This window comes from Pseudomonas sp. PDM03 (genome assembly GCF_014852385.1).
GTDB classification, from domain to species: domain Bacteria; phylum Pseudomonadota; class Gammaproteobacteria; order Pseudomonadales; family Pseudomonadaceae; genus Aquipseudomonas; species Aquipseudomonas migulae.
Genome location: NZ_JACVBM010000001.1, coordinates 122909 through 138720 on the forward strand (window position 1 = coordinate 122909; position 15812 = coordinate 138720).

Annotated in this window: 16 protein-coding genes; 12 read left to right on the top strand and 4 right to left on the bottom strand. The window is 61.0% G+C overall.

The window, feature by feature from the left end:
- Positions 1-137 precede the first annotated feature (137 nt).
- The 9 genes from IB254_RS00550 to IB254_RS00590 all read left to right on the top strand — a co-directional run bounded on the left by IB254_RS00550 (position 138) and on the right by IB254_RS00590 (position 9345).
- Positions 138-1025 (top strand): Dyp-type peroxidase, encoded by an 888-nt coding sequence (locus IB254_RS00550; protein WP_192415706.1) that lies wholly within the window; start codon positions 138-140, stop codon positions 1023-1025.
- Positions 1026-1934: 909 nt separating this feature from the next.
- Positions 1935-2687 (top strand): GntR family transcriptional regulator, encoded by a 753-nt coding sequence (locus IB254_RS00555; protein WP_192415708.1) that lies wholly within the window; start codon positions 1935-1937, stop codon positions 2685-2687.
- Complete coding sequence (locus IB254_RS00560; RefSeq protein ID WP_192415710.1) at positions 2684-4414, top strand: fumarate reductase/succinate dehydrogenase flavoprotein subunit; 1731 nt, start codon at positions 2684-2686, stop codon at positions 4412-4414. The genes IB254_RS00555 and IB254_RS00560 overlap by 4 nt, the downstream gene beginning before the upstream one ends.
- Positions 4415-4439: 25 nt before the next feature.
- The gene (locus tag IB254_RS00565; RefSeq protein ID WP_007946457.1) at positions 4440-4685 is read left to right on the top strand and encodes a ferredoxin family protein; all 246 of its coding nucleotides are present in this window, start codon (positions 4440-4442) and stop codon (positions 4683-4685) included.
- Positions 4686-4955: 270 nt separating this feature from the next.
- Positions 4956-6362 (top strand): ABC transporter substrate-binding protein, encoded by a 1407-nt coding sequence (locus IB254_RS00570; protein ID WP_192415712.1) that lies wholly within the window; start codon positions 4956-4958, stop codon positions 6360-6362.
- Between the two features lie 121 nt (positions 6363-6483).
- The gene (locus IB254_RS00575) at positions 6484-7266 is read left to right on the top strand and encodes an ABC transporter permease (RefSeq protein ID WP_192415714.1); all 783 of its coding nucleotides are present in this window, start codon (positions 6484-6486) and stop codon (positions 7264-7266) included.
- Positions 7266-8114: an ABC transporter ATP-binding protein gene (locus IB254_RS00580; RefSeq protein ID WP_008027256.1), complete on the top strand. Its 849-nt coding sequence runs from the start codon at positions 7266-7268 to the stop codon at positions 8112-8114. Before IB254_RS00575 ends, IB254_RS00580 begins: the two co-directional genes overlap by 1 nt.
- Positions 8111-9073 (top strand): HEAT repeat domain-containing protein, encoded by a 963-nt coding sequence (locus IB254_RS00585; protein ID WP_192415716.1) that lies wholly within the window; start codon positions 8111-8113, stop codon positions 9071-9073. Before IB254_RS00580 ends, IB254_RS00585 begins: the two co-directional genes overlap by 4 nt.
- Positions 9070-9345, top strand: coding sequence for a DUF971 domain-containing protein (locus tag IB254_RS00590; protein ID WP_192415718.1), 276 nt, complete (start codon positions 9070-9072; stop codon positions 9343-9345). Before IB254_RS00585 ends, IB254_RS00590 begins: the two co-directional genes overlap by 4 nt.
- A gap of 50 nt (positions 9346-9395) precedes the next feature.
- Here the strand turns inward: IB254_RS00590 and IB254_RS00595 are convergent, their stop codons facing one another.
- Positions 9396-9824: a nuclear transport factor 2 family protein gene (locus tag IB254_RS00595; RefSeq protein ID WP_192415721.1), complete on the bottom strand. Its 429-nt coding sequence runs from the start codon at positions 9822-9824 to the stop codon at positions 9396-9398.
- Positions 9825-10303: 479 nt separating this feature from the next.
- Entirely contained in the window at positions 10304-10432 is a 129-nt protein-coding gene (locus tag IB254_RS29625; protein WP_263863959.1) for a hypothetical protein, read from the bottom strand.
- A 192-nt stretch (positions 10433-10624) separates the two neighbouring features.
- On the opposite strand from IB254_RS29625, the gene IB254_RS00600 reads away from it, so the two are divergent.
- The gene (locus IB254_RS00600) at positions 10625-11725 is read left to right on the top strand and encodes a polyamine ABC transporter substrate-binding protein (protein ID WP_192415723.1); all 1101 of its coding nucleotides are present in this window, start codon (positions 10625-10627) and stop codon (positions 11723-11725) included.
- A gap of 165 nt (positions 11726-11890) precedes the next feature.
- Here the strand turns inward: IB254_RS00600 and IB254_RS00605 are convergent, their stop codons facing one another.
- A complete protein-coding gene (locus tag IB254_RS00605; RefSeq protein ID WP_008027244.1) occupies positions 11891-13069 on the bottom strand; it encodes a cystathionine gamma-synthase in 1179 nt (392 codons plus the stop codon).
- Positions 13066-14442 (bottom strand): pyridoxal-phosphate dependent enzyme, encoded by a 1377-nt coding sequence (locus IB254_RS00610; RefSeq protein WP_192415726.1) that lies wholly within the window; start codon positions 14440-14442, stop codon positions 13066-13068. Before IB254_RS00610 ends, IB254_RS00605 begins: the two co-directional genes overlap by 4 nt.
- A gap of 208 nt (positions 14443-14650) precedes the next feature.
- On the opposite strand from IB254_RS00610, the gene IB254_RS00615 reads away from it, so the two are divergent.
- Both IB254_RS00615 and IB254_RS00620 read left to right on the top strand, forming a co-directional pair.
- Positions 14651-15037, top strand: a complete 387-nt coding sequence (locus IB254_RS00615) for a DUF1801 domain-containing protein (protein ID WP_192415728.1) — start codon at positions 14651-14653, stop codon at positions 15035-15037.
- A gap of 138 nt (positions 15038-15175) precedes the next feature.
- Positions 15176-15625: a cupin domain-containing protein gene (locus IB254_RS00620; protein ID WP_192415730.1), complete on the top strand. Its 450-nt coding sequence runs from the start codon at positions 15176-15178 to the stop codon at positions 15623-15625.
- Positions 15626-15812: the final 187 nt, after the last annotated feature.

The following is a 15812-nucleotide window of genomic DNA, read 5'->3' on the forward strand; positions in this document are numbered from 1 at the left end:
AATTCACTTCAAAGGTTATACGCCTTATTGCCTCGACTTTTTAAGTGCCGGGGTCAAGATCCGGCGATCTTTTGACCTGAGAACACACAACGGCCGACGCTGCGGGTAAACTTCATGCTCTTTATTAAGGAGTTCATATGAGTTACTACCAGCCGGGCATTCTCGCCACCCCCGTTCCACCTCAAGCCCGTCATATGTTCTTCGCGCTGGAATCCGTCGATGCTCTGCCGGCCGCGCTCGACAAGTTGATGCTGCTGGTGGACGGGAAGTCGGCGGTGGTCGGTTTCGGTGAATCCCTGGTCAAGGCGCTGCACGTGCAGATCGACGGGCTGCGGCCGTTTCCGGCACTGACCGGCGTCGGCGTCGACAACCCGTCGACCCAGCACGCGCTGTGGTGCTGGTTGCATGGTGTCGACCGTGGCGAGTTGCTCAATCGCGCCACCGCCATCGAGGCCGCGCTGGCACCGGCCCTGCGCCTGGTGCAGATGAACGAAACGTTCCGCCACCTCACCGGCCACGACCTGACCGGTTACGAAGATGGCACCGAAAACCCGCACGACGAAGCCGCCGTGGCTGCCGCGCTGGTCGGTGAGGGCGCTGACGGTGTGGTCGGTGGCAGCTTCGCCGCGATCCAGCAGTGGCAGCACGACCTGAAGGGCTTCCACGCGATGCCGTCCGAAGAAAAAGACAACATCATGGGCCGTCGCTTGAGCGACAACGAAGAAATCGATGACGCGCCGATCTCTGCCCACGTCAAACGCACCGCCCAGGAAAGCTTCGCCCCTGAGGCGTTCGTGGTCCGCCGGTCGATGCCGTGGATCGAAGGTGACCGCGCCGGTCTGATGTTCCTCGCGTTCGGTTTCTCCCTCGACGCCTTCGAAGCCCAATTGCGGCGCATGAGCGGTCTGGAAGATGGCATCACCGACGGCTTGTACCGCATCAGTCGCCCGATCACCGGCGGCTACTACTGGTGCCCACCGCTGAAGGACGGTCGACTGGACTTGCGCGCGCTGCGCGTCGGTTGATCTGTAGGGGCAAGGCTTGCCGGCGATGGCGATTTCATGGGCGCCATCGCCGGCAAGTGTGTGGGTGTACCGGGAGTGTTCGGTTGACACCAATCCTGTAGGAGCCCGGCTTGCCGGCGATGGCGATTTCAAGGACGCCATCGCCAGCAAGCCGGCTCCTACAAGTGCGTGGGTGTACCGGGGATTTTTGGTTGACGCCAATCCTGTAGGAGCCAGGCTTGCCGGCGAAGGCGATTTCATGGGCGCCATCGCCAGCAAGCCGGCTCCTACAAGTGCGTGGGTGTACCGGGAATGTTTGGTTGACGCCAATCCTGTAGGAGCCAGGCTTGCCGGCGATGGCGATTTCACGGGCGCCATCGCCGGCAAGCCGGCTCCTACAAGTGCGTGGGTGTACCGGGAGTGTTCGGTTGACGCCAATCCTGTAGGAGCCAGGCTTGCCGGCGATGGCGATTTCATGGACGCCATCGCCAGCAAGCCGGCTCCTACAAGTGCGTGGGTGTGCCGGGAGTGTTCGGTTGATGCAAACCCTGTAGGAGCCGGCTTGCTGGCGATGGCGATTTCATGGACGCCATCGCCGGCAAGCCGGCTCCTACAAGTGCGTGGGTGTACCGGGAGTGTTCGGTTGACGCCAATCCTGTAGGAGCCAGGCTTGCCGGCGATGGCGATTTCATGGGCGCCATCGCCGGCAAGCCGGCTCCTACAAGTGTGGGGGTGTGCCGGGAGTGTTTGGTTGACGCCAATCCTGTAGGAGCCGGCTTGCTGCGGGCGGCGTTCCGACGATCCATGCAGCGCGGTGCGTCAGGTAACGCGCCACCCCACGAATCTAACCTTATTCTCAAACAGTATTTCTCAACCCCGTCATTAGAACTCTAAGATCACGTCATAACTCGTTATAACAAGTGATCTGCCATGACCGATAACGTTCTCTCCCTCAGCAGTGTTCCTTTGCACACTCAACTGCGCGACGTCCTGCGTGCCCGCATTCTCGATGGCGAATACCCGCAAGACAGCCAGATGCCTTCGGAAAGCGAGCTTGGCGCGTTGTTCAAAGTCAGCCGCATCACCGTGCGCCAGGCCTTGGGCGATCTGCAAAAAGAAGGGCTGATCTTCAAGATTCACGGCAAGGGCACGTTCGTCGCCAAGCCGAAAACCTTCCAGAACGTCAGCACCCTGCAAGGCCTCGCCGAGTCCATGACCGGACGTGGCTACGAGGTGATCAACCGCCTGCGCAGTTTCAAATTCATCCCCGCCGACAAACTCGTCGCCGAGCGTTTGCAGGTGGCCGAAGGCGAGATCGTGGCGCAGATCAAGCGGGTTCGCCTGATCAACCGCGAGCCGATCTCACTGGAAATCACCTACCTGCCAAAAACCATCGGCGAACGGCTGGAGAAGGCCGATCTGGTCACCCGCGACATCTTCCTGATCCTCGAAAACGACTGCGGCCTGGCCCTCGGTCATGCCGATCTGGCCATCGACGCCGTACTCGCCGACAGCGACCTGACCCAGGCGCTCAACATCGAACCCGGTTCGCCGATCATGCGCATCGAGCGTCTGACCCACGATGCCAGCGGCCAACCCGTGGACTTCGAACACCTTTACTACCGTGGCGATGCGTTCCAGTACCGCCTGCGGATCGACCGGCACAAAGGGGCGCAGGCATGACAAGAAGTACCCTCGAACAGGAATACGACATCGTCGTGATCGGCGGTGGCACGGCAGGTCCCATGGCGGCAATCAAGGCCAAGGAGCGCAACCGCGACCTGCGCGTGTTGCTGATCGACAAGGCCAACGTCAAGCGCAGCGGCGCGATCAGCATGGGCATGGACGGCCTGAACAACGCGATCATTCCCGGCCATTCCACGCCGGAGCAGTACACCAAGGAAATCACCATCGCCAACGACGGCATCGTCAATCAAGCTGCGGTCTACGCCTACGCCACCCACAGCTTCGAAACCATCGAGCAACTGGACCGCTGGGGTGTGAAGTTCGAGAAGGACGAAACCGGCGACTACGCGGTGAAAAAGGTCCACCACATGGGCGCTTACGTGCTGCCGATGCCGGAAGGGCACGACATCAAGAAAGTCCTGTACCGCCAGTTGAAACGCGCCCGGGTCAGCATCACCAACCGTGTGGTTTGCACGCGCTTGCTGACGGACGAAGAGGGCGCGGTCAACGGTCTGATGGGGTTCGACTGCCGTACCGCCGATTTTCACGTGATCAAGGCCAAGGCGGTGATCCTCGCGTGCGGCGCCGCTGGGCGCTTGGGCCTGCCGTCCTCGGGTTACCTGATGGGCACCTACGAAAACCCGACCAATGCCGGCGACGGTTACGCCATGGCTTATCACGCCGGGGCCGAACTGGCGAACCTCGAATGCTTCCAGATCAACCCTTTGATCAAGGACTACAACGGCCCGGCCTGCGCCTACGTCACCGGCCCGTTGGGCGGCTACACCGCCAACAACAAGGGTGAGCGCTTCATCGAGTGCGACTACTGGAGCGGCCAGATGATGTGGGAGTTCCACCAGGAACTCGAAAGCGGCAACGGCCCGGTGTTCCTCAAGCTCGATCACCTGGCCGAGGAAACCATTCAGAACATCGAAGAGATCCTGCACAGCAACGAACGCCCGAGTCGCGGTCAGTTTCACGCCAATCGCGGCACCGATTACCGCACGCAGATGGTCGAGATGCACATCTCGGAAATCGGTTTTTGCAGCGGGCATTCGGCGTCGGGTGTGTGGGTCAACGAGAAGGCCGAAACCTCGGTCAAGGGTTTGTACTCGGCGGGTGACATGGCCGCCGTGCCGCACAATTACATGCTTGGCGCGTTCACCTACGGCTGGTTTGCCGGCACCAACGCAGCGGATTTTGTCGCCGGTCGCGAATTTTCAGCGGTCGATGCCAAGCAGATCGAAACAGAGAAAGCACGGGTCTACGCACCGCTGGACCGCGAGCACGGACTGCCGCCGGCCCAGGTCGAGTACAAGCTGCGACGCTTCGTGAACGATTACCTGCAACCGCCGAAAGTGACCAAGAAGATGCAAATCGGCCTGCAGCGTTTCAGCGATATCCAGCGCGATCTTGATCAGATCAAGGCCCACAACGCCCACGAACTGATGCGCGCCATGGAAGTCAGCATGATCCGCGACTGCGCCGAAATGGCCGCCCGCGCTTCGTTGTTCCGCGCCGAAAGTCGCTGGGGGCTTTATCACTATCGGGTGGATCACCCGAAGCGCAACGACAGCGACTGGTTCTGCCATTGCCATTTGAAGAAGGATGAAAACGGCCGGATGAGCAGTTTCAAGAAAGCCGTCGAGCCCTACATCATCCCGCTGGATGCCGAAGAAATGCAGGCCTACGACCGGCTGCGCGTCGGTGCCTTTGCGGCCTGAGCCTGACTATAAGAGAGACCGACCAATGGCCTATCAACCCCAGGAAATTTTCTTCCGTTCCAACGCGCCCGTCACGGTCGACGAGGACCTGTGCATCGCCCACAAAGGCTGCACCGTGTGCGTCGACGTCTGCCCGATGGACCTGCTGGCGATCAACCCGGCCACGCAAAAGGCCTACATGGCCTTCGACGAATGCTGGTACTGCATGCCGTGCGAAAAGGACTGCCCGACAGGGGCCGTGAAAGTCGAAATCCCATACCTCTTACGCTGAAACACCGAACTGTAGGAGCCGGCTTGCTGGCGATGAGGATTTCCAATTCAACATTAATGCTGGCGGATATACCGCGATCGCCAGCAAGCCGGCTCCTACAATTGATCGAGTTCCAATGTGGGAGCGGGCTTGCTCGCGAAGAGGCCAGCCCAAACAACATAAAACGCTACCCGGCAACACCGGACGCCTGCTTCAAACACCCCTCGTTTCCCACCACGCCCTGATCGTGGCGGAGACGAACATCCTATAAATGATTCGAGGGGATTCACCATGTTATTGCGTGCAGCATTGGCCGGTCTGGTACTGGCTTCATTCACCTTGTCGGCTTCCGCCGAAACCATCCGCATTGCCATTGGCACCCAGGACACCACGATCAACTGCGCCGCCGGCGGCCTGTTGATTCGCGAGCTCGGCCTGCTGGACAAATACTTGCCCCACGATGGCCAATACAAAGACGCCAAATACGAGGTCGAGTGGAAGAACTTCACTAGCGGCGCGCCCCTGACCAATGAGATGGTCGCCGGCAAACTCGACTTCGGCGCGATGGCTGATTTCCCTGGTTCGTTCAACGGCGTCGCGTTCGAAACCGCCGGCAAACACAGTCTGTTTATCAGCGTGCTGTCGGGCAGCATCAAGGGCAGCGGCAACGGCATCGTCGTGCCGAGCGCTTCGGGCGTGCAATCACTGGCCGAGCTCAAGGGCAAGACCATTTCCGTGCCGTTCGCCTCGACCGCCCATGGCATGTTGCTGCGCGCCGTGGCGGCTCAGGGTTGGGACCCGCTCAAAGACGTGAACATCATCGCCCAGCCGCCGGAAGTCGCAGGCTCCGCGTTGCAGGCCGGGAAGATCGACGCCCACGCCGATTTTGTGCCGTTCGCCGAACTGTTCCCGAGCCGTGGCTTCGCTCGCAAGATCTATGACGGCTCCCAGGCGAATACGCCGACGTTCCACGGTGCGCTGGTCGATCAGGCCTACGCGAAAAAGTACCCGGAAATCGTCGTCGCGTACCTGCGCGCCAGCCTCGAAGCCAACCAGTTATTGGCGGCAGAACCCGAGAAGTACAGCGAGTTGATCGCCAAGGTCACCGGCGTCGATGCGGAGGTCAATTACCTGTTCCACGGCCCGCTCGGCGTGCAGACCCGCGACCTGAGCTGGAAGCCGGAATATCGCCAGGCGGTCGGCACCGCCATCGACACCCTCAAGCTGCTGAAGAAGGCTGATCGCGGTCTCGATCTCAATACCTTCATCGACGACCAGTACATCCGCGCCGCGTTCAAGGCCTCGCACCTGGACTACACCGCGCAACTGGCCAACTACGGCCAGACCCCGCTCAAAGCAGTGGATGCGTTGAGCGGCAAAGCCATCACCGACTTCAGTCATGTGGCCGAGATCTGGGTGCGCGGCGAGCCGAAAGTGCGGCAGTACGGCTCGGCGGAATCGGCGTTCACCGCATTGGCCGGTTTGAAGTCCGAAGGCAAAAACATCCGCGCGGTGTATGCCCAGGCAAGTGACAGCGGGATCAAGTTGCTGGCGGATCAGGCGTGGTTTGCCAGTGATGCGAAAGGGCGCCTCAGCGCGTTTCTGCTCAAGGGCCAGGCCCAGCAATTCGCCACGGCCCAGGGCGGCAAAGTCCTCGACTTCACCGACGCCACCACCCAGGCCGTAGCCGCCCGCTAACCGCCAGAACCCCGCAATCCCCTGTGGGAGCCGGCTTGCTGGCGATGGTGTGTCAGCTACATAGATGTCGACTGACACTCCATCGCCAGCAAGCCGGCTCCTACAGGGTGGAGGAAGATGCATGTCCCGATCTATAAAGCGCTGGATTCCAAGGGCAGCTTCATTGCTGCTCTGCCTTTTGTTCTGGCAACTCGCCGCCAGCCTCCACTGGAACCTCGGCCTGGTCACCTTCGCCAATGTCCCGACACCGCTGGCGGTGATCGAAGCCGCCCTGGGCCTGGGCGATTCCGGCAAACTCGCCCAGCACCTGAGCAGCAGCCTCAGCCGGGTCTTCGCCGGTTACCTCGCGGCGCTGATCATCGGCATCGCGTTGGGCCTGGCCATCGGCCGTTCGAAATGGGCCGAAGATTTGCTGCTACCACCGCTGGAAGTCCTGCGTCCGATCCCGGCCGTGGCCTGGATTCCCCTGGCGATCCTGATGTTCCCGTCGTCGGAACTGTCGATGGTCTTCATCACCTTCACCGGCGCGCTGTTCCCGATCCTGCTCAACACCGTGCACGGCGTCGAAGGCGTCGACCCGCGCCTGATTGCCTCGGCGAAAAGCCTCGGGGCAGGGCGTCGGGCGATTCTGCTGGAGGTGATTCTGCCGGGCGCCGCGCCGAGCATCATCACCGGCCTCGCCATCGGCATGGGCACCTCGTGGTTTTGCCTGGTGACCGCCGAAATGATCTCCGGCCAATACGGCATCGGCTATTACACCTGGGAGTCCTACACCATCCAGAACTACGCCGACATCGTCGTCGGCATGTTGCTGATCGGCGTGCTCGGCATGGGCAGCAGCCTGCTGATCAAACGGTTGGGCGGGTTGTTGACGCCCTGGCATCGACCACGAGGAAAAGCCTGATGAGCGTATTTCAACACCTTGAAGGGCGTATCGATATTCGCGGATTGTCGATCAGCCTCGGGGAGGGCCGTGCCGCGTTCGAAGCCGTGCAAGGCCTCGATTGCCAGATCGAACCGGGGCAGTTCGTGTGCATTCTCGGCCCCTCCGGTTGCGGTAAATCGACCTTGCTCGGCGCACTGGCCGGACACCTGCAACCTCGCGCCGGCAGCCTCAAAGTCGATGGCGAAGACGTGTCGAGTCCTTCGCCCCAGCGCGGCATGGTGTTCCAGCACCATACGCTGTTCCCTTGGCGTACGGTGCGCGACAACGTCGCGTTCGGCCTGAAAATGCGCGGCATCGGCAAGGCCGAACGGCACGAAGCCGCCGATGAAATTCTCGCGCTGGTCGGCCTCGAAGGGTTCGCCGAGCGCTGGCCGGATCAGTTGTCCGGTGGCATGCAGCAGCGGGTGGAAATCGCCCGTGTACTGATCAACCGTCCGCGCCTGTTGCTGATGGACGAACCTTTCGGTGCCCTCGACGCGCTGACCCGATTGAACATGCAAGAGCTGCTGCTGGACATCTGGACGCGGATTCGCACCACCGTGGTGTTCGTCACCCACGACATCGACGAAGCGCTGTTCCTCGCCGACCGGCTGCTGGTCATGAGCACGCGCCCTGGACGGATCATCGAAGACCTGCGCCTCGACTTCCCTCGGCCACGCACCAGCGAACTGGTGACAAGCCATGAGTTTTCCCGCTTGAAGCGCCATTGCCTCGAATTACTGCGTCACGAAGACGGTCGGCAGCTACCACGCCTGAACCCTCTCGGACTTCCTCCTGAAAACAAACTGCCGCGATTTGCCCTATGACCTCTCTATTCGATGTAACCGATAACGATGACATTCTCGCCCTGCAACCGCGCCTGACCGATGCCGACGCCGGCGTGCGCCGGATCGCCCTGATCGAGCTGGCGGATCTGGAAGAACCGGACGGTTTGCTGTGGCTGGTCGATCGACTGGCCGAAGACCCGACCGCAGAGGTCCGCGCCGAAGCCGCGCGCCTGCTTGAAGCCTGGGAGGATGCGCCGGTCGTCGAGGCGCTGTGCCAGGCGTTGACCGATCCGTCGCCGGCCGTGCAGGCCGCCGCCGCGCAGAGCCTGAGCCTGCTCAAGAGTGAAGCCGCGGGCAGGGTGATTCTGCCGTGGACCGGGCATGCCGACATCAACGTGCGTATCGCCGCGTTCCGGGCGTTGCGCGAATTGCGTTTTCCCGATGCCGCTACCGCTGCTTTGGCGGCGCTGAGCGATGCAGACGCCAGCGTTCGCCGCGAAGCTGTTGGCGTGCTCGGCTGGCTCAAACAGCTCGATGCATTGCCGGCCCTGGCGACGTTGGCCAGTCACGACCCGGACACCGACGTCCGTCGCGCCGCCACGGGTGCACTCGGCCTGGCCTCCGATGCGTACGTCCTGCCGGCCCTGCGCCAGGCATTACAGGACGGCGCCTGGCAAGTGCGCGAAGAAGCCGCGACCACCCTCGGCAAGGTCGGTCATACCGACGCCGGCCCGGCATTGGTCGAAGCGTTGAGCGATGATTATTGGCAAGTGCGCCTGCGCGCCACCCGCAGTCTCAGTCGCTTGCGTTATGCCCCGGCGCTGGACGCATTGATCGAAACCCTCGGTCATCGCATCAGCAACCTGCGCAAGGAAGCCGCGTTGGCCCTCGGCGAATTGAACGATAAAGGCGCAGTTGCGCCGTTGCAGGCCGCGCAGAACGATGGCGACCCGGAAGTGCGTAAAGCCGTGCGCATTGCCTTGAGTCAGTTGCAATGAACCCGCTGGCGATCGGCAATTCCCGGAGCAAACGGCAGCTGCGACTGAACTGGCCGGATGGTCGTGAGCAGTTGCTGGATCATGCCGAGTTGCGCCGGCAATGCCCGTGTTCGCAGTGCCGGGCGTTTCGCTTGAAAGGGTTGACGCCGAGGGTCGATGACCGAGTGCAAGTCATCGAATTGAACGCGCAGGGCTATGGCCTGCAACTGATTTTCAGCGATGGCCACGAACGCGGCATTTACCCGTGGCCGTATCTTTCGAGCCTGGCCTGATGACGCGCTTCACCGGTGTATGAGCCCGCCGATGAAGCGCTGTTGGGTGGTCAGGCTTTGCTGGCGGCCAGGTAAGCGCCCAGTCGGCGCCCCATCTCTTCACCCAAGGCTTGCAAGCCACTCAAGGGGCGGACCATCACCTCGAATTCAACGATTTTTCCTTGTTCGTTGAAGCGGATCATGTCGATGCCCTTGAGCTGTTTTTCACCGACCCTGGCGCTGAACTCGAGGATGACGTTCAAGCCGTCCGCAGTCGACAGTTCGCGGTGGTACTGGAAGTCCTCGAACACGCCGGACACCGTGTTGAGAATCATGTTGACCACTGGCGCCCCTGGATAAGGCGTGTGCGCCATCGGCGAGCGGAAAACCACTTGCGGGTCCAACAATTCGGGCAAGGCCTTCAAGTCAGCCTTTTTGATCATCGCGTGCCATTGGTTCAAGGATTGTGCGGCGTTTGGATGCAGTTTCAGTTCCGACATTTTCAACTCCTGTATTTTTTGTTGTTCTGCAAACGTCGGCGAAGACTGTACATCAAAGGGCTTGAAGGGAAACCCTCCGGCGGCAAAACCCTCGGACACTGGTTAGTATTTTTCCGTCCTGACGTCCGTCGCCATGGGCAAAATCGTTCTAAAAATTCAGGGGCGCGGTTCGGGGGGGTGTACTAGTCTTGAATTTGTAGGTGAAGACGCAGACTGATGCGCAAGCGGATGGCAAGGACACGTGGGGCGCGTTCCGAAGGGTACACGGTTAGAAAGATCTCCGCGCTGAGATCCAGCCCTTATGCCGTGTGAAGCAGAAGAGCACAAAACTGTTCTGTGAGAGTCCTGATAAACCTTGTAAGCCGGAGACCAGCGCCGGCCACCTACTCGAATCCCAAAGCCCGCCTTGTGCGGGCTTTGTCGTTTTCGCCTTCTCCCGACACCTTTGTAGGAGCCGGCTTGCTGGCGATAGCGGTGGGTCAGCCAACTTGTTTGTTGACTGGACGGACGTTATCGCCAGCAAGCCGGCTCCTACAGGGGATTGCGTACAACAGGGTGATCAGGGCGTCTTCCGACACCGGATCCACCGGGACACCGATATTGGCCATTTCGATCTCCTTTTGGCCGACCTCGCACTATGAACTCACTCGTTCGTCAGCAAGAATCGAAGCAGCATTGCTGTTTCAGCACGCTTGCGAATCCACAACTGAAATCCTGTTTTCCTTGCCCTGGGCAATTTTTAAGGCCTGCCGTGTACAGAACATAAAAACCAACGAGCGACACATTTGGGGAATTCATTCATGGTCATGATGAAACGCATACTGGGCGCCACTGTTTGTGGGCTGACGCTGTTGGCCAGTGCCGTGCACGCCGAACAGCGGGAATTGCGGGTGTACAACTGGGCGGACTACATCCTGCCGTCCGTGCCCAAGGACTTCGCCCAGAAAAGCGGAATCAAAGTGACCTGGGACACCTTCGACACCAACGAATCGCTGGAAGCCAAGCTGCTGACCGGCAACTCGGGTTACGACCTGGTGGTGCCGTCGAACCAGTTCATCGAAACCCAGATCAAGGCCGGTGTATTCCAGAAACTCGACAAGACCAAGCTGCCGAACTGGAAACACCAGGACCCGGCACTGCTCGCATTGCTGGACAAGAACGATCCGGGCAACCAGTACGGCGTGCCCTACATGTACGGCACCGTGCTGATCGGTTTCAACCCGGCCAAGGTCAAGGCCGCGCTGGGCGAGAATGCGCCGGTGGACAGTTGGGATCTGGTGTTCAACCCGCAAAACATGCAGAAGCTGAAATCCTGTGGCGTCGCCATGCTCGACTCACCTTCGGAAATCCTGCCGCTTGCGCTGCACTATCTGGGGCTGGACCCGAACAGCCAGAACCCGGACGACTACGAAAAAGCCAAGGCGCTGATGCTGAAGATTCGCCCTTACGTCACCTATTTCAACTCCGCCAAGTACATGACCGACATCGCCAACGGCGACATCTGCGTCGCCATCGGCTACTCCGGCAGCTTCTACCAGTTCGGCAATCGCGCCAAGGAAGCGGGCAACGGCGTAGTGGTCGATTGGCGCTTGCCGAAGGAGGGGGCGCCGATCTGGTTTGATACCTTTGCGATTCCAAAAAGCGCGAAGAACGTGGAGGAAGCCCACGAGTTTCTCAACACCTTGCTGGACCCGAAAGTCATCGCACCGATCAGTGATTTCCTCGGCTACCCGAACGCCAACAAGGACTCGCTTGCGCTGATCAACAAGGAAATCACCGGCAACCCGAACCTGACGCCGACCAGCGAAGCGTTGAAAACCCTGTATGTGGTGCAACCGCTGCCGCAAAAGCTTGAACGGGTGCGTACGCGGGTCTGGACCAGCATCAAGTCCGGCGAGTAACACCCAACGCAGAGCGCAATCGACCTGTCGTACGCCTTCCCCTGTAGGAGCCGGCTTGCTGGCGATGGCGGCGTGTCAGCCAACATCAATGGTGATTGATACACCGCCATCGCCAGCAAGCCGGCTCCTACAGGTTCGGTGTCATGCCACCGAACCCCGTTTTGTTCAGATCCGCGTCAGCGCCTGCGCCAAATCGGCACGCAGATCCTCGACATCCTCAACCCCCACGGACAACCGCACCAGCCCGTCGCCGATGCCCAGCTGTGCGCGGGTTTCTGCGGGGATGGTGGCGTGGGTCATGATCGCCGGATGCTCGATCAGGCTTTCTACGCCGCCCAGACTCTCGGCCAGGGCGAATATCCGTACGCTCTCAAGGAAACGCGTGGCACCCGCCAGGTCACTCTTCAGATCGACAGAAATCATCCCGCCGAAACCGCGCATCTGCCGCTTCGCCAATTCATGCTGCGGGTGCGATGGCAGGCCCGGGTAGTAGACGCGCGCGACTTGCGGCTGGCGCTCCAGCCATTGCGCCAACTCAAGCGCGTTGCTGCAGTGACGCTCCATGCGCAGCGCCAGGGTTTTCACGCCGCGCAGGGTCAGAAACGCGTCGAACGGGCCGGCGATTGCGCCCACCGAGTTCTGCAGGAAACCCAGGCGTTGCGCCAGTTCCGGGTTCTGCCCGACCACGGCGATGCCGCCGATCACGTCGGAGTGGCCGTTCAGGTATTTGGTGGTCGAGTGCAGCACGATGTCGAAACCCAGCTCCAGCGGGCGCTGGATCCATGGGCTGGCAAAGGTGTTGTCGGCGACGCAGATGATGTCGCGGTCGCGGCAGATACGTGCGACGGCAGCGAGGTCAGTCAGGCTCAGCAATGGATTGCTCGGCGTCTCGACCCAGACCATTTTGGTGTCGTCCTGCAACGACGCTTCGAACGCACCGAGGTCTGTCAGGTCGACGAAGCTGAAGCGGTGCCCGGCGCTGCGTTTACGCACTTTGTCGAACAGTCGGAACGTCCCGCCGTACAGGTCATTGCCGGACACGATGTGCGAACCGGCGTCGAGCAGTTCCAGCACCGTGGAAATTGCCGCCAGCCCGGAGGCGAACGCGAAGGCCTGGGTGCCGCTTTCCAGGTCGGCGACGCAGCGTTCCAGGGCGAAGCGCGTCGGGTTGTGCGAGCGCCCGTAATCGAAACCCTTGTGCACGCCGGGGCTTTGTTGCAGATAGGTGGAGTTGGCATAAATCGGTGGCATCAATGCGCCGGTGGTCGGGTCCGGCGTTTGCCCGGCGTGGATCACCCGAGTGGCAAAGGCGCGTGCCGCGGCGTTTTCATCGTGTTGACTCATGCAAGGGATCTCCGCAAATGATTGAGCAGGTCGACGCGAGTAATCAGGCCATGGAAGCCCGAGGCGTCGGCGATGATCGCGACCAGCCCGCGATCGAGTTCTGCCTGCAGCTTTTCCAGGCTGGCGCTGGGCGGCAGGGTTTCTACTTTGTTGGTCATTGCGCTGGCCACGGTCAAGCGGAAGTGTGAAGGATCTTCCTGCATGCCCAGCAGAATGTCGGATTCGTCGATCACACCGACCAGTTGCTTGCCGTCCGCCAGCACCGGCAATTGCGACACATCCGCCAGGCGCATGCGCTGGAACGCCGTCAGCAACGTGTCATCCGGGCCGACGCTGATCACCCGGCCATCCTCGAAACGCCGTGCGATCACATCGCGCAGGTCGCCATAAGGTTTGCGCTTGAGCAAGCCCTGATCGTTCATCCACTGGTCGTTGTAGACCTTCGACAGGTAGCGGGTGCCGGTGTCGCAGACGAAGCTGACCACGCGTTTGGGCGTGGTTTGCTCGCGGCAGTAACGCAGCGCCGCCGCCAGCAGGGTGCCGGTCGAGGAACCGCCAAGAATGCCTTCGGCGCGCAGCAGTTGGCGGGCGTGATCGAAGCTTTCCTCGTCGCTGATCGAATAGGCGTGGCGCACGCTGGACAGGTCGGCAATCGAGGGGATGAAGTCTTCACCGATGCCTTCCACCGCCCACGAGCCGGGGGTCTGCATGGTGCCGCTGCGGCTGTATTCGGCCATCACCGAACCGATGGGGTCGGCCAGCACCATTTCCAGATTGGGTTGTACGCGCTTGAAGAAACGGGTCAGTCCGGTCAGCGTGCCGGCCGAGCCGACGCCGACGACAATCGCATCCACGTCATGCTGGGTTTGCGCCCAGATCTCCGGTGCGGTGCTGCACTCATGGGCGAGCGGGTTGGCCGGGTTGTTGAACTGATCGGCGAAGAATGCGTCGGGAATTTCCAGCGCCAGCCGTGCCGCGACGTCCTGGTAATAATCGGGATGGCCCTTGCCGACGTCGGAGCGGGTGATGTGCACCTCGGCGCCCATGGCCTTGAGGTGCAAGACTTTCTCGGTGGACATCTTGTCCGGCACCACCAGCACCACCCGATAGCCCTTGGCGCGGCCAACCAGGGCCAGACCGAGGCCGGTGTTGCCGGCGGTGGCCTCGACGATGGTGCCGCCGGACTTCAGCCGGCCGTCGCGCTCGGCTTCGTCGATCATCGCCAGGCCGATGCGGTCCTTGATCGAGCCGCCGGGGTTCTGTGATTCGAGCTTCAGAAACAGGGTGCACGGGCCCGTGTCAAAGCGGCTGACGCGCACCAGCGGCGTATTGCCGATCAGTTCAAGCACGGCAGGGCGGGAGTCGTTCGGCATGTTGTCACCTCTTTGCGAAAATTCGCACGGGAAGGACAGCAACCGGCGGCGAGCCATCGCACGCCAGTCGCCAGCAATGCATCGTTTGGACCATAGGCCGCGAATGCGCCTCTCGCAACTTTGTGCGACCAGCCGGTCACCTGATTGCTGGAGAGAATCCCCGAGTCGGCAATACTCAAGCGACCACCATCGGTCGAGGGCGAGCACCATGACGAAGGAAAGCAGTGGGGGCGAATCAGCCTCTGCGCTAATCGATGCACGAATCAGGGAATTGGATGACTGGCGGGGCGAGACGCTCGCGCGCGTCAGGGCGATCATCCAACAGGCAGACCCCGACGTGGTCGAGGAGTGGAAGTGGAGGGGCGTGCCGGTGTGGTCGCATGCCGGGATCATCTGCACGGGCGAGACGTACAAAACGGCGGTGAAAATGACCTTCGCCAAAGGTGCTGCGCTGGACGATCCCGCCCATCTCTTCAACGCCAGCCTGGAAGGCAATACCCGCCGGGCGATTGATGTGCATGAGGGCGAGACGCTTGATGAAAAAGCATTGAAGGCGCTGATTCGGGCGGCGGTGGTGCTCAACACCTCCAAATGAGTCGGCCGGTTTGTATCCCCGTGTATCCCTCGGGGCCGCAGCTATCTTGGCTTACAAAACCATGGCATCCGCGACACGTCCCCGATACACGACGGCCGCCTAATGGGGCACCACAACGGTATCACCCGGAGAAATGCCATGTTCCGTATCAACGCTCGTCACACCGCCAGAATGCTTGGCGTCGCTGTTGTCACCACTGCCGCACTCGCGGCGTTCTCCGGGATGTCTCAGGCCGAGGAAGTGAAGGCCCCTGCAAAAAGCTGGCAGACCGGGATTCATCGCACCGATCTCCTGAAAAAGGACCTCGACGTCGACGGTCGTGAAGTGATCCAGGTACGGGTTGATATCGATCCGGGCATCTCGTCGCCCAACCACTCCCATCCCGGCGTGGAAGTGGCTTATGTCATCGACGGCACGTTCGAATATCAACTGGAAGGGCAGCCACCGGTGACGTTGAAGGCCGGTGACTCGCTGTATATCCCGGCTGGCGTCGCGCATATCGCGAAGAACATCGGGACCAAAACCAGCTCCGAACTGGCGACGTACATCGTCAAGAAAGGCGAACCGCTGGTTGTGATCAAACAGTAAGGCCTAGGGGGAACCGTCGATATGGTTATCGACGGTTCCCCTGTCATGCGCGAATTTTAATACACCGCAAATCCCTGTAGGAGCCGGCTTGCTGGCGATGGAGTGTCAGTCGACATCGATTCAGCTGACCCACCATCGCCAGCAAGCCGGCTCCTACAGGATTTATGTCAACCGGACATTCCCGGAA